Raw genomic sequence first — 18,886 nt, 5'->3', positions numbered from 1 at the left:
GGGCCGCGCGTGGTCACCTGGGTGGTGCTCGGCGGGATCGGCGCGGTCCTGCACATCCTGAGCCCTTGAGGCCGGTCCATGGCCGGAGTCTCCGGCCCGCTGATGCGCCGCCGTCCGGCGGACGGCGCGCGCTTCCTGACCGGCCTCACCGCGGGCGGCGTCCTCGCGGGGCTGCTCGTCGCGCTGCTGCTGTACGTGGTGGGGCGCGGGGTGCACGAGGTCCTGCCGGAGGACGCGCGGGTGCTCGCCCTCGCCGCGGTGGCCCTCGGGTTCGGGCTCGCCGACCTGGCGGGCCGGACGCCGCACGTGTGGCGGCAGGTCCCGCAGCAGCTCGTGCACCGGCTGCCGCCGGGGTCGCGCGGCGTGGCCTGGGGCTTCGACCTCGGCCTGCTCGTGACGACGCAGAAGGCGGTGTCGCTGGTGTGGGTCGCGGTCGCCGCGGTGGTGCTGCTGGACCCGTGGACGGCCGCGCCGGTCATGGTCGGCATGGCGCTGCTGTCCAACCTCAGCGTCGCGGTGGGGAGCCTGCGCTTCACGCCCGCGATGGTCGACATGGGAACGAGAAGGCAACGGCTATGGCTGAGATCGATTCGCGCCCTGTCCGGGACGGCCCTGGTGTCGCTGGCGGCGCTGACGGCGCTGCAGACGCTGTGATCCCGGGCGGCGTCCCAGGTGCTGTGCCGGACGGCGCCACAGGCGCTGTGCGGGACGGTGCCGCGGGCGAGGTGAAGGACGGCGTCATCGTGGTGACGCGGTTCGAGTGCCCGAGCCTGTGGGCGCTGCTCCTCGTGCTCGTCATGCACAAGCGGCTGGCGCGGGACGTGCGGCGGGACGCGACCGGGTTCCTCGGGTCGTCGCTGATGGTCGCCTGGCGCGCCCGGACGCTGCTCAACGTGTCGCTCTGGGAGGACATGGAGGGCGTCCACTCGATGGGGCGCGTGCGCAGGCACGTGGACGCGACGCGGATGCCGTCGAGGCTGGGCGTCGCGACGTCCGGCGGGATCTTCGCCTACGCCGGCGACTGGAAGCGGGTGATGTTCGGGATCGACTGCGAGGGCGTCTCGCCCGTCCGCCCCCTCTGACCAACCACACATACGAGAAAGGACGGTCACATGAGCTCGGACTACTACCTGCCGACCGACCACGGGTACGCGGTCGTGCAGGACATGGAGGACGGAACGAAGAAGGTGATGGTGTGCGACTCCGTCGTCGGCGGTGAGGCGCAGAACGTCTACGCCATCCACTTCAAGTGCACGTCGCTGCGCGTCGGGCCCGGCGTGCGGATGGAGCACGGCGCCGGCGGCAGCCACACCCGGCAGGTCGTCGAGGTCTTCTCCGAGCGGCAGGGAGTCGTCGACCTGCGCGCGCCCGCGCGCGGCACCGCCCCCCTCCTGGAGGCCGACGCGCGCCGCCGCTGACGGCCCGCGCGGTGCCGGCGCCCGACAGCGCCGGCACCGCGTGAGACGCAGCGGCACTGTGTTGACGTAACGGCACCGGGTGAGACGCGACCGCACCGGGTGGGACGTCCTGGCACCGCGTGAGATGCTGCCCTGGTGAGCACGGTCATCACGAACATCGGGGAACTCGTCACCAACGACCCGGCCGCCGGCGGCGGTCTCGGCATCCTCCGCGACGCCGCCCTGGTCATGGACGGCGGCACCGTCGCCTGGACGGGCCCGGCCGCCGAGGCGCCCGCCGCCGACGAGGCGTTCGACGCAGCCGGGCGGGCCGTCCTCCCCGGCTTCGTGGACTCCCACGCCCACCTCGTCTTCGCGGGCGAGCGCGCCGAGGAGTTCGCCGCCCGGATGAGCGGCCGGAAGTACGCGGCGGGCGGCATCCGCACCACCGTCGAGCGCACCCGCGCCGCGTCCGACGACGACCTCCGCGCCAACCTGCGCCGCCTCATCGGGGAGATGGCGGGCCAGGGGACGACGACCGTCGAGTGCAAGTCCGGCTACGGCCTCACGGTCGAGCAGGAGGAGCGCGCCGTCCGCATCGCCGCCGAACTCGCGGACGAGGTCACCTACCTCGGCGCCCATGTCGTCCCCGCCGAGTACAAGGACGACGCCGCCGCCTACGCGCACCTGGCCGCGACCGACATGCTCGCCGCCTGCGCCCCGCACGCCCGCTGGGTGGACGTCTTCTGCGAGGAGGGCGCGTTCGACGCCGACCAGACCCGCGAGATCCTGCAGGCGGGCATGAAGGCGGGCCTCAGCCCCCGCCTGCACGCGAACCAGCTCACCCAGGGCCCCGCCGTGCGGCTCGCCGTCGAACTGGACGCCGCGTCCGCCGACCACTGCACGTTCCTCAGCGACGCCGACGTGGACGCCCTCGCCTCGTCCCAGACGGTCGCGACCCTCCTGCCCGGCGTCGAGTTCTCCACCCGCCAGCCCTACCCCGACGCCCGCCGCCTCCTGGGTGCCGGCGCGACCGTCGCCCTCGCCAGCGACTGCAACCCCGGCTCCTGCTACAGCTCGAGCATGGCGTTCTGCATCGCGGTCGCCGTCCGCGACATGCACATGACTCCGGCCGAGGCCGTCTGGTCCGCGACCGCCGGCGGCGCCCGGGCCCTCCGCCGCACCGACGTCGGCCACCTCGCTCCGGGCGCGCGCGCAGACGTGCACGTCCTGGACGCCGCGTCCCACATCCACCTCGCCTACCGCCCCGGCGTCCCGCAGACCCACGCCGTGTGGAAGGCGGGCCGCCGGGTCCGCTGACCCCGGCCGACTCGGCCCGGCTAGGCGGGCAGGTAGCGGCGGTTGACGCGGATCAGCGGCGAGCGGTCGCGGGTCACGTAGTCGGTGGCGAGGGCCTCGGCGACGAAGAGCGTGTGGTCGCCCGCCTCGATGGCCTGGCGGGTCTCGCATTCCAGCGCGGAGACGCCCGTGTCGGGGATCAGGGCGTCCGAATGCGGGCCTCGGTGGTGCGGCTCGGCGGCCAGCAGGATGCGGGCGCTCGGACGGCCCTCGGCCGCGAACCGCCCGGCCAGGGCCCGCTGCGCGGACGCCAGTACCGTCGCCGCCCAGCGGGGCCGCCGGTTCAGGACCTCCGACAGGTACGACGACGTCGCCACGCTCGCCACCACCAGCGGCGGGTCCAGGGAGACCGACATGAACGAGGTCACCGTGGTGCCGAGGTCGTCGCGGCCGTCGCGGACCGTCAGCACGGCCACTCCCGTGGCGAAGCCCGCGACGGCCTCGACGAAGTCGGCGCTCAGCGGATCTCCCAAGTGCCCGGCAGGGTCAGCGGGCCCGCGGCGGGCAGCCCGAGGCGCGCGGCGAGGCCGCCGAGCGACCCCCACCCGTCGAAGCGCGCGGACGCGGCCGTGCGGTCCTCGCTGGACTCCGGCGGGCGCAGCCGCTCCAGCGGCGAGGTGTGCGGGTACGTCCGGACCGGCGCGTCGGACGCCAGCCCGGCCTTCTTGCGGGCCAGGTCGAGCGCGGCATCGATGCCGCCGAGCTCGTCGACGAGGCCGCGCTCCTTCGCGTCCGCACCCGTCCAGACCCGGCCCCGGGCCAGCTCGTGGACGCGCTCGCGGGACAGCTCCCGGCCCTCGGCGACCTTCGCCGTGAAGTCGTCGTAGATCCGGTCGAGGGAGGCGTTGACCCGCTCCCACTCGGAGTCGCTGAAGTCCTTGGTGGCGCTGAGCATCCGGGCGTGGGCGCCGTCGGCGACGGCGCCGAGGCCGATGCCGACGCGGTCCAGCAGGCCGTTCACCACGGCCTTGCCGACGACGACGCCGATCGAGCCGGTGAGCGTGCCGGGCTGCGCGACGATCGTGTCCGCCGCCATCGACACGTAGTAGCCGCCGGACGCCGCGACGTTGCCCATCGACACGACCACGGGCTTGCCGGCGCGGCGCGCGAGGACGACCTCGCGCCAGATCGCGTCGGACGCGACGGCGGAGCCGCCGGGGCTGTTCACCCGGAACACGATGGCCTTGACCCGCTCGTCCTTCACCGCGGCGCGGAACGCGGCGCCGATCGTGTCCGAGCCCATCGCGGGCCCCGAGTTCGGCAGCGGCCCGCCGCGCCCGCTGCGGCCGAGCCGGATCGGGCCCTGCCCGTTGATCAGCGCGACGACGTCCTGCTTGCCCGGCTGGGGGAGCCGGCTCGCGAGGCCGTGCGCGCGGTTGTACCGCGACACGTAGCGCAGCTGCGCCTCCTCGCCGAACCGCTCCCGCAGGTCGGCGTAGACCTCGTCGCGGTAGGCGAGCCGGTCGACGAGGTTCTCCTCCAGCGCCTCGTCGGCGAGGAAGGGGCCGCGGTCGACGAGCGCCCGCACCGTCTCCTCCGGCAGCCCGCGGGCGGCGGCGACCCCGGCGGTGATCTGCTCCCCGAGCGAGGCGACGAGCCGCCGCGACGACTCCTCGTGCTCCGGCGTGTACGCCTTCTCCATGAACGTGTTCGCCATGGTCTTGTACTCGTATCGCTTGGCGAACCGCGGCTCGATGCCCGCCTTCTCCAGCGCGCCCGCGAAGAACGGCTCCTCCAGCGCGACGCCGGTCAGCCCCACCTCGCCGGTCGGCTGCAGGTAAACCTTGTCGAACGCGGTGGCCAGGTAGTACGGCACGGTGCCGCGCCCGCCCTCACCGTAGGTCTCGGCCCACGCGACGGTGAACTTGCCCGCGTCCCGCAGCGCCTGGACGGCCTCGCGCAGCTCCTGGACGAGCGCCAGCCCGACGCCGCCGGACACCTTCACCACGAGGGCGCGTACCCGGCTGTCGGAGCGGGCGCGGCGCAGCCCGTCCAGGACGTCCCGCAGGTTCGTCCGGCGCATGGACAGGATCGCCGAGATCGGGTCGGCCGGCGCGGTCTCCACGAGCCCGTCGGTGAGATCGAGTTCGAGGATCAGCGGCGCCGTCCGCCGCTCGCGGGCCTGCTTGATCACGTTGACGACTGTGCCGGGATCCACCATGCGCCCCAGCCTATGCGCTCACCCGGCGCCGTTCCTGCACCCCGAGTGAGCTCAGCGGGCGAACGCCTTGTTGGGGATGACGCTGGCGGACGCCTGGGCGACGGGGCGGCCGGCGGTGTCGGTGATCAGCGCGTTGGAGACCATGCGGGTGCCGCCGGGGTGCAGGCAGCTCCCGGTCACCGTGTAGGTCTGGCCGGACTGGACGGCGCGCAGGTAGTCGACGTTCAGGTTGAGCGTGAGCATCGGCATGAAGTGCTCGCACGTGCTGCTCGCCGCCAGGCAGACCGCGTTGTCGAGGATCATCGCGATGTAGCCGCCGTGGACGGTGCCGCCGGGGTTGCAGAGCTTGTCCGCGGGCGACCACGCGATCTCCACGCGGCCCGGCTCGGCGGCCCGCACGTCCTGCCCGATGTAGTCGCTGATGTCGGAGATCTCCGGGACGCGCCGGTCCACCATCGCCTGGATGAAGCCGGCGCCGGACAGCGTGTTCCACAGTTCGGCGGCCTCCTGAAGGGCCGCCGCGCTCGCGTCGACGCTCAACTCACTCTCCCTGCTCAGCGGTGATCTTCAGAATGGTATTCGGTGCCCGGCGGGGCGGCACTATGCCGTTCGTCACGAGCGTCCGGCGCTATCGTCGGACGCATGGGAGACGGCGACGGCTGGGCCGGCTGCGGGCAGGGCCACACGCACTGGGGACGGTTCGGTGCCGCGGGCCTGCTGGCCTACCACCGCGACGCCGACGGCCAGGTGTGGATCCTGCTCCAGCAGCGCGCCTGGTGGGGGATCGGCGGCGGGACGTGGGGCATGTTCGGCGGCGCGCTGCACAGCCACGAGGACGCCGTCACGGGCGCGCTGCGGGAGACCTCCGAGGAGTGCACGCTCGACGTCGGCGCGGTGAACGTGCACGGCACCAGTGTCGAGGACCACGGCGGCTGGTCGTTCACGTCCGTGATGGGGTCGCTGACCGAGCTCGTCCCCGTGGACGCGGCGTCGAGGGAGACGCGCAGGGCCGAGTGGGTGCGGGAGGAGGAGGTCACCGACCGCAAGCTGTTCGCGCCGTTCGCCCGGTCGTGGCCCCGCCTGCGGGACGCGATGAAGGGCCTCGTCCTCGTCGTGGACGCGGCGAACGTCGTGGGCGCCCGCGCCGACGGCTGGTGGAAGGACCGCGCGGGGGCGAACGCCCGGCTCCGCGACGACCTGAAGGCGCTGACCGGCGGCGTGCGGGGCCTGCCCGGCGGGGTCGTGCCGTTCGACCGCTGCTTCCCGGAGGTCGTCCTGGTCGTGGAGGGCGCGGCGCGGCCGGTCGCGGACGAGCCCGCCGACGGGGTGCACGTCGTGGCGGCGCCCGGCAGCGGCGACGACCGGATCGTGGAACTCGTCCGGGAGGCCCGGCCCGACACCGCGCACCTGGTGGTCACGGCCGACCGGGAGTTGCGCGCCCGCTGCGAGGCCGCCGGCGCCGCCGTCACCGGGCCGCGCTGGCTCCTGGAACGCCTGTAGCCCCGGGCTAGAGCTCGACCTGGTGGCCTGCGCCGCGGAGCGCCTCCGTCGCGTCCTTCAGGCGGTGCTCGGGGACGAGGACGAGGTCGGCGTGGTAGGTGGATACCACGAAGACCGGCACCCCCGCGTCGGCGAGCGGCTGCACGAGCGCGGCCAGCGTGCCGGGCACGTCCAGGCCGTCCGGCTCGCCGTAGAACCCGACCCAGCGTTCCGCCTCGGTGAACGGCGACGCCTCCCGCACGACGGTGAGGCCCTCAGGGGCGCGGATCAGCGCGACCCAGTCGTCGTCCTCGGGGAACGTCGATTGCGGCAGATGCTCGACCAGAAACTGGCCCGGAACGATGTGCAGGCGCTGCATGCGCCCACCCTATGACCGAGCGGGTCTGCGCGCGCGCCCCTATTCGGGCACGAGCCAGACCGCGCCCAGCGGCGGGACGCGCAGCACCGCGGACGCCGGCAGGCCGTGGCACGGCTCGCCAGACGCCTCGACATGGCCCAGGTTGCCGACGCCGCTGCCGCCGTAGTCGTAGGAGTCGGTGTTGACGACCTCGCGCCAGCGGCCCGCGCGGGGCAGGCCGAGCCGGTAGTCCTCGTGCGGGTTCCCGGCGAAGTTCACGACGCACGCCAGGACCGGAGGCTCGCCGTCGGCGCGGGGCGTCCCGTAGCGCAGGTAGGAGAGGGTGTTGCCGCCCGCGTCGTTGCCGTCGATCCAGCGGAACCCCTCGTGGTCGCTGTCGCGCGTCCACAGCGCGGGCTCGGCGCGGTAGGCGCGGTTCAGGTCGCGGACGAGCTTCTGCAGCCCGAGGTGGTTGGCGCCCTCGGCGGCGTTCTCCAGCAGCCACCAGTCGAGCGGGCGCTCCTCCGCCCATTCGGCGCCCTGCCCGAACTCCTGGCCCATGAACAGCAGCTGCTTGCCGGGATGCGACCACATGTAGGCGAGCAGGGCGCGCAGCCCGGCGAACTGCTGCCACGCGTCGCCCGGCATCTTGCTCAGCAGCGAGCCCTTGCCGTGGACGACCTCGTCGTGCGACAGCGGCAGGACGTAGTTCTCCGAGAACGCGTACACCAGCGAGAAGGTGATCTCGTTGTGGTGGTAGTGCCGGAACACGGGCTCGTGGCGCAGGTATTCGAGCGTGTCGTGCATCCAGCCCATGTTCCACTTGAACCCGAACCCGAGCCCGCCGAGGTGGGTCGGGCGGGACACGCCGGGCCAGGCCGTGGACTCCTCGGCGATCGTCATGACGCCGGGGTTGCGCTTGTAGACCGTCGCGTTCATCTCCTGGAGGAAGGAGATGGCCTCCAGGTTCTCGCGGCCGCCGTAGATGTTCGGCGACCACTCGCCCTCATTGCGCGAGTAGTCGAGGTACAGCATCGAGGCGACGGCGTCCACGCGCAGGCCGTCGATGTGGAACTCCTCCAGCCAGAACGACGCGTTCGCCACCAGGAAGTTGCGGACCTCGGCGCGGCCGTAGTTGAACACGAGCGTCCCCCAGTCGGGGTGCTCGCCGCGCGCCGGGTCGTCGTGCTCGTACAGCGCGGTGCCGTCGAACCGGGCCATCGCCCATTCGTCCTTGGGGAAGTGGGCCGGCACCCAGTCCATGATGACGCCGATACCGGCCTGGTGGAGCCGGTCGACGAGATGCCGGAAGTCGTCCGGGTTCCCGAACCGCGACGTGGGCGCGTAGTAGGACGTCACCTGGTAGCCCCAGGACGGGCCGTAGGGGTGCTCTGCGACCGGCAACAGTTCGACATGGGTGAACCCCATGTCGCGCACGTACTCGGTGAGCTCGTCGGCCAGTTCCTTGTAACCGAGCCCAGGGCGCCACGACCCGAGGTGCACCTCGTACACGCTCATCGGTTCGTGCAGCCAGTCGTGGTCCTTGCGGGCGTCCATCCACGCGCCGTCGCCCCACGTGTAGGACGAGGTGAACACGCGCGACGCCGTCGCCGGGGGGCGCTCCGTCCACTGCGCCATGGGGTCGGCCTTGGTGCGCCACACGCCGTCCGCGCCGAGGATCTCGTACTTGTAGCAGGTGCCGTCGCCGACGCCCGGGACGAACAGCTCCCACACGCCGGTGGAGCCGAGCGACCGCATCGGGTGGCCGCGGCCGTCCCAATGGTTGAAGTCGCCGACCACGCGCACGCCGCGCGCCGTCGGCGCCCACACCGCGAAACCCGTCCCGTGCACGGTGCCGAGCGCGGACGCGTAGGAGCGGGGCTGCGCGCCGAGCGCCCGCCACAGCTCCTCGTGCCGCCCCTCGCCGATCAGGTGCAGGTCGAGTTCGCCGAGCGTCGGCAGGTGCCGGTAGGGGTCGTCCTGGATCGTCTCGACGCCGTCCCCGTAGGTGACGGCGAGCCGGTAGTCGGGGACGGCCAGCGGCGCCGCGCGCTCGTCCTCGCCCGCGAGCGAGGCCCCCTTCGGCAGGGTGCCCTTGAACAGCCCCTGGTGGAAGTGGCGGAGCGGATGCCGGTCGCCGTTCGGCAGGACGACCTCGACCTTCTCCGCCAGCGGGCGCAGCGCCCGCACGGTCACGCCGTCCCTGCCCGGATGCGCCCCGAGGACGCCGTGCGGATCGTGGTGGTCGCCGCCGACGAGCCGGTCGATCTCCGCGCGCGTCACCCGTGCCATGACCTCATGGCCTCCCGTCACTGAGCCTTTACTTCTGTAGGAGTGCCCCGAGAAGCGGTGGTCTCACATGACCGGAGGACCTGTTTCCGCGAGCTTGACGTTCAAGATCGGCGAGCGCGCCGCGACCTGTGCGGGCGTGCTTGCGGCCGCACGGGCGGCTCGACTCTTCGTCGTGGGGTCGCGCCGAATGCTGCCGCCCGTGCGGCCACGTTCCATGGGGCGGCTCCCCGCCCGCCGCCCGCTACCGGGTCACGTCCACCTCGCCCCAGGGGTGACAACGACCCCACCGCCCGAGGATCCACTCCTGTGTCACCTCAGCGACACAGGTACCTTGCGCACCGGAGCGCCCGGGCCCGGTCCGCCCCCGCTCGCGGACCGGGCCGCGCTGTTCCCCATGGCCTCCGGTCACCGGTCCCCGTGCCCTCCGTGCGTCTGGTCGACGAGCAGCCGGCGGAGCCCCTCCGAGTCGTCCGCCGCCACGGTCATCGCACATCCCGCCTGGAGTTCGGCGTCGGTGAGGTCGCCGATGCGGGTCGCGTACCAGCGCCCCGCGTCGCTGCGCCACACCTGCCAGCCCGGGAACTCCTCCTCGATGGCCGCCTTCAACTCGTCGAAGTCGCCCATCAAGGTCGTCCCTTCCCCGAGGTCGTTCTTCTGTATACAAAAGTCTTACTCGGGCCAAGAGGTGTCAAGCTGTCCGTAAGCGGACCGTGCCCTCCGGGATAGCGCGTGGAAGGTATGGATGGCGGAGAGGGACGGGCCGGGATCGAACGCCGAGTCGAACATCGTTCGAACGCCGCGCCGGGCGCGTGCGGCGCAGAGTAGGGAGGTGACGCCGGTGCCGGACCGCCCCGCCTACCTGCGCATCGCCGACACGCTGCGGGAGGGGATCCGGGACGGCAGCCTCCCGCCGGGGACGCGGCTGCCGACCATCGCCGAACTGTGCGAGACCCACGGCGTCTCCGAGATCGTCGTCCGGCAGGCCGTCGCGCTGCTGCGCGGCGAGGGACTCGTCGAGACCCGCCGCGGCGGCGGCACGCTCGTCAAGGTCGTGCCCCCGGCGCGCCGCGTCGCGATGGACCGGTACCGCGCGGTGACCCGGCCCCTCGCCGTCCCGGAGACCACCTTCACCCGCGACCAGAAGATCGACTGGGCGGACTACCGGCTCGACAAGGAGTTCACCCGGGTGCGGGCGGACGGCGAGCTGGGCGCGCTGTTCGAGCTGCCGGCCGGCACCGAGCTGCTGCGCCGCCGGTTCGTCTTCTTCGCGCGCGGGGAGCCGCAGCAGATCTCCGTCAACTACCTGCCGTGGGACCTCGTCGGCGACACCCCCGTCGCCGACCCGGCCCGCGAGCCGTGGCCCGGCGGGACGCTCGCGCAGCTCGCCTACCTCGGGCACCCGCCCGTCCGGGTGGAGGAGGCGGTCCGCTCCCGGATGCCGACCCCGGAGGAGGCCGAGACCCTCCGCATGACGGGCGGCGTCCCCGTCCTCGGCATCACCCGGCGGCTGCTGGCGCACGCCGGAGTGATGGAGGTCTGCCGCGAGATCGTCCTGCCCGCCGACCGCGTCGTCCTCGACTACGCGATCGACCTGTGACCCCGGTCCACGGCTCCGCGGCCCGGGGTCAGCCCGCCAGCCGGGCCAGGGAGCGGAGCGGGACGGGGAGCCAGGACGGCCGGTTGCTCGCCTCGTAGCGGACCTCGTAGACCGCCTTGTCGAACTCGAACGCCCGCACCAGCGCCTCGTGCGCGGCCGGGTCGGGGCCGCCCGCGGCGGCGTAGCCGGCGCAGAACGCCGCGCGGTTGCGCTCGGCCCAGGCGCGGGCGCGCAGTTCGAGAGCCTCCGCGGTGCCGTCCGGCAGGCCGCCGCCGCGCGCGAGCAGGAACCGCGCCGCGTACTCGAAGGAGCGCAGCATCCCGGCGACGTCGCGCAGCGGGTGCGCGAAGGCGCGGCGCTCGCCCGGGGCGCGGGCCGGCTCGCCCTCGAAGTCCAGCAGCACCCAGCCCGCGTCGGTGCGCAGCACCTGCCCGAGGTGGTAGTCGCCGTGGACCCGCTGGAACTCCATCTCGGACGCGTCCGCCGCGACCCGGTCGAACACCTCGCGGATCGCGTGCGCGTGCGGGCGCAGCTCCGGGACGGCGGCGGTGACCTGGTCGAGCTGCTGGTTCATCCCGAAGACGATGCCGCGCAGCGCCTCGGGCGGCGTGCGCACCACGCCGAACGCGGCGGCGAGGTCGCGGTGCACCTCGGCGGTGGCGGCGCCGAGCCGCTCCGCCTCCGCGGCGAAGTCGCCGCCGGCGTCGCCCGCGTCCCCGGCCGTGACCTCGCCCGACGGGCCCGGCGGGGTCGGCTGGGCGAACCAGTCGCGGACGCTGGTGAGGGCGAGCTGCCAGCCGTCCGTCGCGGTGCGCAGGAACTCCGACAGCAGCGCGAGCGTGACCGGCTCCGCGGCGGGCTCGGCGGGGTCGCCGGGGTCGAGCTCGATCCAGCCGTGGACGGCGGCGATGTGCTCGCAGCCCTGGCGGGTCAGGGCGAGGTTGACCTCCAGGTCGGGGTTGACGCCGGGGGACAGCCGCCGGAACAGCTTGCAGATGTAGGCGTCGCCGAAGATCAGTGAGGTGTTGCTCTGCTCCGCCGAGGTCGGCAGCCCCTCCAGGCCAGTGCGGATGCCGGTGCCGGGCGCGCGGCGGAACCGCAGCGGGCCGACGGCCGCCTCGCTCGCCATGAGGTCGAGCAGGACACGGGTCAGGTCGGGGTCGTGGGCGGCGTCGTACACGTGCCCGGTGATCGGCGGGTGCCCGGCGGCCCGTCCGATCTCCACGTGCTGGAGCCGGTCGGGGAGTTCGCGGCGGACGCCGAGGAGCAGCTGGTAGTGGTCGGTGGTGCCGTTCTGGCGGACGTCGAGGACGAGGTGGTGCAGGGCGGGGTCGCCCGTGCGCAGTTCGGTGGCGGTGCCGAGGGACAGCTCGTCGATGGGTTCGTCCTTGCCGCCGAACCACCGCTGCCGGGGCAGCCAGTCGGACAGGAGCCGGACGAGGGAATGGTCTGGCGGCGGCACGGCTACATCACTCCTTCTCCCGGGTCGCGCTCGGCGGGCGGCGGCGGGAGCAGGAACCAGTAGAAGCCGTGCCCGGGGAGCGTCAGCAGGTAGGGCAGTTCGCCGATGGCGGGGAACTGGACGCCGCCCATGCACTCGATGGGCGCGGTGCCCCGGAACCGCCGCAGGTCGAGTTCGACCGGCTGCGGGAAGCGGGACAGGTTGTTCACGCAGAGGACGGTGTCCATGCCGCCCCACTGGTTGCCGTCCGACCCGTCGATCTCGCGGGTGAAGGCGAGGACGGAGGGGTTGGAGGCGGAGAGTTCGACGTAGGAGCCGACGCCGAAGACGGGGTGGCGCTGCCGGATCTCGATCATTTTGCGGGTCCAGTGCAGCAGGGAGCCGGGGTTGTTGGCCTGGGCTTCGACGTTGACGGCCTGGTAGCCGTAGATGGGGTCCATGATGACGGGGAGGTAGAGGCGGGCGGGGTCGCAGTGGGAGAAGCCGGCGTTGCGGTCGGGGGTCCATTGCATGGGGGTGCGGACGGCGTCGCGGTCGCCGAGCCAGATGTTGTCGCCCATGCCGATCTCGTCGCCGTAGTACAGGACGGGGGAGCCGGGGAGGGAGAGCAGGAGGGCGGTGAAGAGTTCGAGTTGGTTGCGGTCGTTGTCCAGGAGGGGGGCCAGGCGGCGGCGGATGCCGATGTTGGCTTTCATGCGGGGGTCTTTGGCGTATTCGGTGTACATGTAGTCGCGTTCTTCGTCGGTGACCATCTCCAGGGTGAGTTCGTCGTGGTTGCGCAGGAAGATGCCCCATTGGCAGGATTCGGGGATTTTGGGGGTCTGGGCCATGATCTCGGAGATGGGGTAGCGCTGTTCGCGGCGGACGGCCATGAAGATGCGGGGCATGACGGGGAAGTGGAAGGCCATGTGGCATTCGTCGCCGCCGGCGGCGGGGTCGCCGAAGTACTCCACGACGTCGGCGGGCCATTGGTTGGCTTCGGCGAGCAGGACGCGGTCGGGGTAGAGGCGGTCGACTTCGGCGCGGACGCGTTTGAGGTAGGCGTGGGTTTCGGGGAGGTTCTCGCAGTTGGTGCCCTCGCGGGCGTACAGGTAGGGGACGGCGTCCAGGCGGAAGCCGTCGATGCCCAGGTCGAGCCAGAAGCGCAGGTTCTCCAGCATGGCGTCCTGGACGTCGGGGTTGTCGTAGTTGAGGTCGGGCTGGTGGGAGAAGAAGCGGTGCCAGTAGTACTGGCCGCGGACGGGGTCGTAGGTCCAGTTGGAGGATTCGGTGTCGACGAAGATGATGCGGGCGTCGGGGTAGCCGGTGTCGTCGTCGGCCCACATGTAGAAGTCGCCGAAGGGGCCGTCGGGGTCGGTGCGGGACGCCTGGAACCAGGGGTGCTGGTCGGAGGTGTGGTTCATCACCAGGTCCGCGATCACCCGGATACCGCGCGCGTGCGCTTCTTCCACCAGTTCCACGAAATCGCCCAACTCCCCGAAGTCGGGCAGGATCCGTGTGTACTCGGCGATGTCGTAGCCGCCGTCCTTGAGCGGTGACTGGTAGATGGGCAGCAGCCACAGGCAGTCGATGCCGAGCCATTGCAGGTGGTCGAGTTTGGAGATCAGGCCGCGCAGATCGCCGTAGCCGTCATTGTTGGAATCGGCGAATCCCCGCACCGACACCTCATAGAACACCGCCGTCTTGAACCAGTGCGGATCGCGCGGCGTCTCCGGGCTGAACGCGTCCGGGACCGGTTCGGAGGAGGCGGCGATGGTCTCAAGGGGGACTTCGGGGACGGGTTCGACTCGCGGCAGAGCGCCCGGTGCCGGGTCCGGCCCGGCGCCCGGCAGCGCCCGTGCCGGGGGTTCTGGCTCGTGGGGTCCGCTCAACTCTCGCTGCTCCCGAACGTCAGGACGTGGGCGGGACGGGTCTGGGGGTCCAGGTGGACGTAGTTGGACTTGGTCCAGGTGTAGGTGGCGCCGTCGAGTTGGTCGGTGACGGTGTGGGGGTGGTGGGGGTCGTCGGGGAGGCCGAGGGCGGGCAGGTCGAGGTGGACGGTGGCTTCGCGGGGTTGGTGGGGGTTGAGGTTGACGATGGTGAGGATGACGTCGTCGAGGTGGCGTTTGGAGAAGGCGAGGAGTTCGGGTTGGTCGATGTGGTGGAAGTGGAGGTTGCGGAGTTGCTGGAGGGCGGGGTGGGTGTTGCGCAGGGTGTTGAGGCGGGTGATGAGGGGGGCGATGGTGGTGGCGGTGCGGTCGGCGGCTTCCCAGTCGCGGGGGCGGTACTGGTATTTCTCCGAGTCGCGGTATTCCTCGCTGCCGGGGCGGACGGGGGTGTTCTCGCAGAGTTCGTAGCCGGCGTAGATGCCCCAGGTGGGGGACAGGAGGGCGGCGAGGACGGCGCGGATTTCGAAGGCGGGGCGGCCGCCGTGCTGGAGGTATTCGTTGAGGATGTCGGGGGTGTTGGTGAACAGGTTGGGGCGCATGTAGGCGGCGGCGGGGCCGGTGAGTTCGGTGAGGTAGGCGGTGAGTTCGTCGGCGGCGTTGCGCCAGGTGAAGTAGGTGTAGGACTGGTGGAATCCGATTTTGGCGAGGGTGTGCATCATGGCGGGGCGGGTGAAGGCTTCGGCGAGGAACAGCACGTCGGGGTCGGTGGTGTGGATGTCGGCCAGGAGCCGTTCCCAGAAGGCGGCGGGTTTGGTGTGGGGGTTGTCGACGCGGAAGATGCGGACGCCGTGGTCCATCCAGTGGTGCAGGACGCGTTTGACTTCGGTGTAGAGGCCGTCGGGGTCGGTGTCGAAGTCCAGGGGGTAGATGTCCTGGTATTTCTTGGGCGGGTTCTCGGCGTGGGCGATGGTGCCGTCGGCGCGGTGGGTGAACCATTCGGGGTGTTCGCGGACCCAGGGGTGGTCGGGGGAGCACTGCAGCGCCAGGTCGAGGGCGATTTCCAGTCCGTGGTCGCCGGCGTAGGCGACGAAGGCGTCGAAGTCGGCCAGGGTTCCCAGGTCGGGGTGGACGGCATCGTGGCCGCCGTCGGGTGATCCGATCGCCCAGGGGGAGCCGGGGTCGTAGGGGCCGGCGTCCAGGGTGTTGTTGGGGCCTTTGCGGAATGTCGTCCCGATCGGGTGGATGGGTGGCAGGTAGACGACGTCGAAGCCCATGTCGGCGATCGCGGGGAGCCGTTTCATCGCGGTGCGGAAGGTCCCCGAAGTGGGGCCGCGGCGTCCCATCGGGTCGAAGGTGGCTCCTTCGGAGCGGGGGAAGAACTCGTACCAGGCGCCGTAGAGGGCGCGTTGGCGGTGCACGACCAGGGGGTACCAGTCCGACACCGTCAACAGATCCCGCAGCGGATGCTGCTCCACCGCGGCGGCGACGTCCGGGTCGGCGGCCGCCTCCATCCGGTCGGTGACCGGGATGGTCTCGTCTCCGAGGCACTTCGCCAGCCGGTCCAGGGTCGGGCGGTCCTTGCTCGGGACGGCCTCGGCCGCGCGCTCGAACAACTGGGCGCCCTCGGTGAGCATGAGCTCGACGTCCTGGCCGCGGGGCACCTTGATCTGCGCGTCGTGCCACCAGTGCGCGATCGGGTCGCCCCACGCCTCCACCCGGAACGACCACGACCCCAGCTCCGTCGGCGTCACCAGCGCCGACCACCGGTCCAGCCCCGCACCGACCTCGGCCATCCGCTCACCGGGCAGCTCCTCGCCGTCCGGCGTGCGCAGCACCACCGCCGCGCCCAGCCGCTCGTGCCCCTCCCGGAACACCGTCGCCGACACCTCGACCGTCTCGCCCACCACGGCCTTCGCCGGCCACCGGCCGCACCCCACCACCGGCGACACGTCCAGAATCGGAATGCGACCAAGCCTCGGAATTCCGGCCATATGGGATGTTCCGGACTCCACGTGCATGTCTCCCCCCTACCCGAGCGGGACTTCCGAAACGTCCCATGCCCGCGACGCCGGACCTACCGCCGAGTAGTTTGGGATAACTTTAAGTGCCTCTCCAGTCCCGCTAAGTGACCGTCGGAACGGCCGGAAGTCCCAGCGCAGCCGGGGGTTTTCGCGGCTCGGACGGGTATGGGGCGACCGATGCGCGCGGCGGCGGCCCGCACCTCGCCGTCGCGCCGAGCCGATTCCAGCGCTTAGCGTGGTGTTGTGTGAAGGCAATCCGACGTTTCACGGTCCGCACCGTCCTTCCCGAGCCGCTCCGGCAGCTCGAGGAACTGGTCCTCAACCTGCGCTGGTCCTGGCACCACGAGACGCTCGACCTGTTCCGCGCCGTGGACCCCGCGCTCTGGAAGGCCGTCCACCACGACCCGGTCCGCCTGCTCGGCGAGGTCGCCCCGGAGCGGCTGGAGCGCCTCGCCGAAGACCGGCGGTTCCTGCGCCGCCTCCAGGACACCGCCGAGGACCTGCGCGAGTACCTGACCGCGCCCCGCTGGTACCAGGCCCGCGGCGACGCCGGGCCCGCCTGCATCGCCTACTTCTCGCCCGAGTACGGCATCACCGCCGCGCTGCCGCAGTACTCCGGCGGCCTCGGCATCCTCGCCGGCGACCACCTGAAGACGGCGAGCGACCTCGGCGTCCCCATCCTCGGGGTCGGGCTGCTGTACCGGCACGGCTACTTCTCCCAGTCGCTGTCCCCGGACGGCTGGCAGCTGGAGCGCTACCCGCCGATCGACCCCAACGGGCTCCCGCTGACCCTCCTCCGCGAGCGCGACGGGACGCCGGTGCACGTGACCATCGGCCTCCCCAAGGGCCACGCCCTGCGCGCCCAGGTCTGGGTCGCCCGCGTCGGACGCGTCCCGCAACTGCTCCTGGACTCCGACGTCGAGGACAACGACCAGGCGGCCCGCGACGTCACCGACCGGCTGTACGGCGGCGGCGGCGACCACCGGCTGCTGCAGGAGATGCTGCTCGGCATCGGCGGCGTCCGCGCGATCCGCGCGTACTGCCGCATCACCGGCCACCCCGCGCCCGAGGTGTTCCACACCAACGAGGGCCACGCCGGGTTCCTCGGCCTGGAGCGCATCCGCGAGCTGGCGTCGGAGGAGGGGCTGACGTTCGACGAGGCCCTGGAGGCGACGCGCGCGGGCACCGTCTTCACCACGCACACGCCCGTCCCCGCCGGGATCGACCGGTTCCCCCGCGAGCTGATCAGCCGCTACTTCGGCGGCACGAGCGAGGAGCGGCAGGTCCCCGTCGACCGGATCCTCGCCCTCGGCAGCGAGGACTACCCCGGCGGCGACCGCACCGTGTTCAACATGGCCGTGATGGGCATGCGGCTCGCGCAGCGCGTCAACGGCGTCAGCGAGCTGCACGGCCGCGTCAGCCGGGAGATGTTCGGCGGCCTGTGGGGCGGGTTCGACCTCGCCGAGGTCCCGGTCGGGTCCATCACCAACGGGGTGCACGCCGGAACGTGGGTGGCGCGCGAGGTGCTGGAGTTCACCGCCCGCGAACTGCCGTCGGTGATGGAGAGCGGCCGCGGCTGGGAGGGCGTCCGCGCCGTCTCCGAGCCGGAGATCTGGCGGATGCGCGCCCTGCTGCGCCGCCGGCTCGTGCTGGACGCGCGGCGCCGGCTCCGCGAGTCCTGGCGGCAGCGCGGCGCCAGCGAGGCCGAGGTCTCCTGGATCGACGACGCGCTCGACCCCGACGTCCTGACGATCGGGTTCGCGCGCCGCGTCCCGTCCTACAAGCGGCTCACGCTGATGATGACCGACCCGGACCGGCTCCGCTCGATCCTGCTGGACCCGGAGCGCCCCGTGCAGATCGTCATCGCCGGGAAGGCGCACCCGGCCGACGAGGGCGGCAAGCGCCTCATCCAGCAGATCGTGCGGTTCGCCGACTCCGAGGACGTCCGGCACCGCATCGTGTTCCTGCCCGACTACGACATCGCGCTCGGGCAGCTCATGGTGCAGGGCTGCGACGTGTGGATGAACAACCCGCTGCGCCCGCTGGAGGCGAGCGGCACTTCCGGGATGAAGGCGGCGCTGAACGGCGGGCTGAACCTGTCGATCCTGGACGGCTGGTGGGACGAGTGGTACGACGGGCAGAACGGCTGGGCGATCCCGTCCGCCGACGGCCTGTCCGCCCCCGACCGGCGCGACGAGCTGGAGGCCGCCGCGCTGTACGAGCTGATCGAGGACCACGTCGCCGTCACGTTCTACGACCGGGACGGCGCCGGGCTGCCGCGCCGCTGGCTGGAGATGGTCAAGCACACCATCGCCACGCTGGGCCCGAAGGTCCTCGCGACCCGGATGCTGCGCGAGTACGTCGAGGACCTCTACGCCCCGGCCGCCGCGTCCGAGCGGGCGATGGTCGCCGGCGACCACGCGGGGGCGCGGGAGCTCGCCGCGTGGAAGCAGCGGGTCCGCAAGGCGTGGCCGGGCGTCGCCGTCGAGCACGTCGAGTCCAACGGGGCGGAGAGCCCGCAGGTCGGCGCGCGGCTCGCGGTGCGGGTCGTGGTGGACCTCGGCGGCCTCGACCCGGACGACGTCGCCGTGGAGGTCGCCTACGGCCGGGTCGACGACGCCGACACGCTCGTCGAGCCGTCCTACCTGGAGCTGGCGGAGGCCGGTCCGGCGGAGAGCGGGCGGCGCCGCTACGCCGGCGAGGTCCCGCTCGGGCGCAGCGGCGCGTTCGGCTACAGCGTCCGGGTGGTGCCGAGCCACCCGCTGCTGTCGGGACGGGCGGAACTGGGCCTCGTCGCCCTCCCGCCCGCCCCGCAGGGCATGACGAACGGAGACCTGCGCTAGGCGCCGGCGCTGTCTCCCACCGCCGTGGAGCACGCCCGCCCTGGAGGAC

16 protein-coding genes are annotated in these 18,886 nt (G+C 72.4%); 7 read left to right on the top strand and 9 right to left on the bottom strand.

Features of this window, described 5'->3' with window-relative positions; translation table 11 throughout:
• The first annotated feature begins 78 nt into the window (after window positions 1-78).
• The 4 genes from ACGFI1_RS05465 to hutI all read left to right on the top strand — a co-directional run bounded on the left by ACGFI1_RS05465 (window position 79) and on the right by hutI (window position 2,717).
• The gene (locus tag ACGFI1_RS05465) at window positions 79-654 is read left to right on the top strand and encodes a hypothetical protein (RefSeq protein WP_138638754.1); all 576 of its coding nucleotides are present in this window, start codon (window positions 79-81) and stop codon (window positions 652-654) included.
• Window positions 655-701: 47 nt separating this feature from the next.
• The gene (locus ACGFI1_RS05460) at window positions 702-1,082 is read left to right on the top strand and encodes a hypothetical protein (RefSeq protein ID WP_392783153.1); all 381 of its coding nucleotides are present in this window, start codon (window positions 702-704) and stop codon (window positions 1,080-1,082) included.
• Window positions 1,083-1,112: 30 nt separating this feature from the next.
• Window positions 1,113-1,418, top strand: coding sequence for a hypothetical protein (locus ACGFI1_RS05455; protein WP_138638756.1), 306 nt, complete (start codon window positions 1,113-1,115; stop codon window positions 1,416-1,418).
• A 135-nt stretch (window positions 1,419-1,553) separates the two neighbouring features.
• On the top strand, window positions 1,554-2,717 hold the full coding sequence (hutI, locus tag ACGFI1_RS05450; protein WP_392783150.1) for an imidazolonepropionase: 1,164 nt from the start codon (window positions 1,554-1,556) through the stop codon (window positions 2,715-2,717).
• Between the two features lie 20 nt (window positions 2,718-2,737).
• Here the strand turns inward: hutI and ACGFI1_RS05445 are convergent, their stop codons facing one another.
• The 3 genes from ACGFI1_RS05445 to ACGFI1_RS05435 are packed head-to-tail and all read right to left on the bottom strand — an operon-like array spanning window position 2,738 to window position 5,457.
• Window positions 2,738-3,229 carry a flavin reductase family protein gene (locus tag ACGFI1_RS05445; RefSeq protein WP_138638764.1) on the bottom strand — a complete coding sequence of 164 codons (492 nt, stop codon included), beginning with the start codon at window positions 3,227-3,229 and terminating at the stop codon, window positions 2,738-2,740.
• Window positions 3,214-4,917: a signal peptide peptidase SppA gene (sppA, locus tag ACGFI1_RS05440; protein ID WP_138638758.1), complete on the bottom strand. Its 1,704-nt coding sequence runs from the start codon at window positions 4,915-4,917 to the stop codon at window positions 3,214-3,216. Before sppA ends, ACGFI1_RS05445 begins: the two co-directional genes overlap by 16 nt.
• A 51-nt stretch (window positions 4,918-4,968) precedes the next feature.
• The gene (locus ACGFI1_RS05435) at window positions 4,969-5,457 is read right to left on the bottom strand and encodes a PaaI family thioesterase (protein ID WP_392783146.1); all 489 of its coding nucleotides are present in this window, start codon (window positions 5,455-5,457) and stop codon (window positions 4,969-4,971) included.
• A 102-nt stretch (window positions 5,458-5,559) separates the two neighbouring features.
• Here ACGFI1_RS05435 and ACGFI1_RS05430 point away from each other — a divergent pair, with 102 nt between their 5' ends.
• The gene (locus ACGFI1_RS05430; RefSeq protein ID WP_392783143.1) at window positions 5,560-6,417 is read left to right on the top strand and encodes an NUDIX domain-containing protein; all 858 of its coding nucleotides are present in this window, start codon (window positions 5,560-5,562) and stop codon (window positions 6,415-6,417) included.
• A gap of 7 nt (window positions 6,418-6,424) precedes the next feature.
• Here ACGFI1_RS05430 and ACGFI1_RS05425 read toward each other — a convergent pair whose 3' ends face one another.
• The 3 genes from ACGFI1_RS05425 to ACGFI1_RS05415 form a co-directional block, all read right to left on the bottom strand.
• Window positions 6,425-6,775: an ACT domain-containing protein gene (locus tag ACGFI1_RS05425; RefSeq protein ID WP_387078745.1), complete on the bottom strand. Its 351-nt coding sequence runs from the start codon at window positions 6,773-6,775 to the stop codon at window positions 6,425-6,427.
• 39 nt (window positions 6,776-6,814) lie between these two features.
• Window positions 6,815-9,046 carry a 1,4-alpha-glucan branching protein GlgB gene (glgB, locus tag ACGFI1_RS05420; protein WP_386867500.1) on the bottom strand — a complete coding sequence of 744 codons (2,232 nt, stop codon included), beginning with the start codon at window positions 9,044-9,046 and terminating at the stop codon, window positions 6,815-6,817.
• A 405-nt stretch (window positions 9,047-9,451) separates the two neighbouring features.
• Window positions 9,452-9,670: a hypothetical protein gene (locus ACGFI1_RS05415; protein ID WP_392783139.1), complete on the bottom strand. Its 219-nt coding sequence runs from the start codon at window positions 9,668-9,670 to the stop codon at window positions 9,452-9,454.
• Between the two features lie 205 nt (window positions 9,671-9,875).
• On the opposite strand from ACGFI1_RS05415, the gene ACGFI1_RS05410 reads away from it, so the two are divergent.
• Complete coding sequence (locus tag ACGFI1_RS05410; RefSeq protein ID WP_392783136.1) at window positions 9,876-10,643, top strand: GntR family transcriptional regulator; 768 nt, start codon at window positions 9,876-9,878, stop codon at window positions 10,641-10,643.
• Window positions 10,644-10,671: 28 nt separating this feature from the next.
• Here ACGFI1_RS05410 and ACGFI1_RS05405 read toward each other — a convergent pair whose 3' ends face one another.
• The 3 genes from ACGFI1_RS05405 to ACGFI1_RS05395 form a co-directional block, all read right to left on the bottom strand.
• Entirely contained in the window at window positions 10,672-12,105 is a 1,434-nt protein-coding gene (locus ACGFI1_RS05405) for a maltokinase N-terminal cap-like domain-containing protein (RefSeq protein WP_171069201.1), read from the bottom strand.
• Window positions 12,106-12,107: 2 nt separating this feature from the next.
• Complete coding sequence (gene treS / locus ACGFI1_RS05400; protein WP_392783241.1) at window positions 12,108-13,859, bottom strand: maltose alpha-D-glucosyltransferase; 1,752 nt, start codon at window positions 13,857-13,859, stop codon at window positions 12,108-12,110.
• A 113-nt stretch (window positions 13,860-13,972) separates the two neighbouring features.
• On the bottom strand, window positions 13,973-15,964 hold the full coding sequence (locus tag ACGFI1_RS05395; RefSeq protein ID WP_392783133.1) for an alpha-1,4-glucan--maltose-1-phosphate maltosyltransferase: 1,992 nt from the start codon (window positions 15,962-15,964) through the stop codon (window positions 13,973-13,975).
• A gap of 275 nt (window positions 15,965-16,239) precedes the next feature.
• On the opposite strand from ACGFI1_RS05395, the gene glgP reads away from it, so the two are divergent.
• Window positions 16,240-18,837, top strand: a complete 2,598-nt coding sequence (gene glgP / locus ACGFI1_RS05390; RefSeq protein WP_392783126.1) for an alpha-glucan family phosphorylase — start codon at window positions 16,240-16,242, stop codon at window positions 18,835-18,837.
• Window positions 18,838-18,886: the final 49 nt, after the last annotated feature.

The organism is Actinomadura geliboluensis, from assembly GCF_043197915.1.
GTDB classification, from domain to species: Bacteria; Actinomycetota; Actinomycetes; order Streptosporangiales; family Streptosporangiaceae; genus Spirillospora; species Spirillospora geliboluensis.
The sequence above is the reverse complement of the archived record's forward strand: the minus strand, read 5'-3'. Positions and strand labels throughout refer to the sequence as shown.

Coding starts and splice junctions, on each gene's coding strand:
- ACGFI1_RS05465 (WP_138638754.1), top strand. CDS start 79: ATGGCCGGAGTCTCCGGCCCGCTGATGCGCCGCCGTCCGGCGGACGGC.
- ACGFI1_RS05455 (WP_138638756.1), top strand. CDS start 1,113: ATGAGCTCGGACTACTACCTGCCGACCGACCACGGGTACGCGGTCGTG.
- sppA (WP_138638758.1), bottom strand. CDS start 4,917: ATGGTGGATCCCGGCACAGTCGTCAACGTGATCAAGCAGGCCCGCGAG.
- ACGFI1_RS05430 (WP_392783143.1), top strand. CDS start 5,560: ATGGGAGACGGCGACGGCTGGGCCGGCTGCGGGCAGGGCCACACGCAC.
- ACGFI1_RS05425 (WP_387078745.1), bottom strand. CDS start 6,775: ATGCAGCGCCTGCACATCGTTCCGGGCCAGTTTCTGGTCGAGCATCTG.
- glgB (WP_386867500.1), bottom strand. CDS start 9,046: ATGGCACGGGTGACGCGCGCGGAGATCGACCGGCTCGTCGGCGGCGAC.
- ACGFI1_RS05415 (WP_392783139.1), bottom strand. CDS start 9,670: ATGGGCGACTTCGACGAGTTGAAGGCGGCCATCGAGGAGGAGTTCCCG.
- ACGFI1_RS05395 (WP_392783133.1), bottom strand. CDS start 15,964: ATGGCCGGAATTCCGAGGCTTGGTCGCATTCCGATTCTGGACGTGTCG.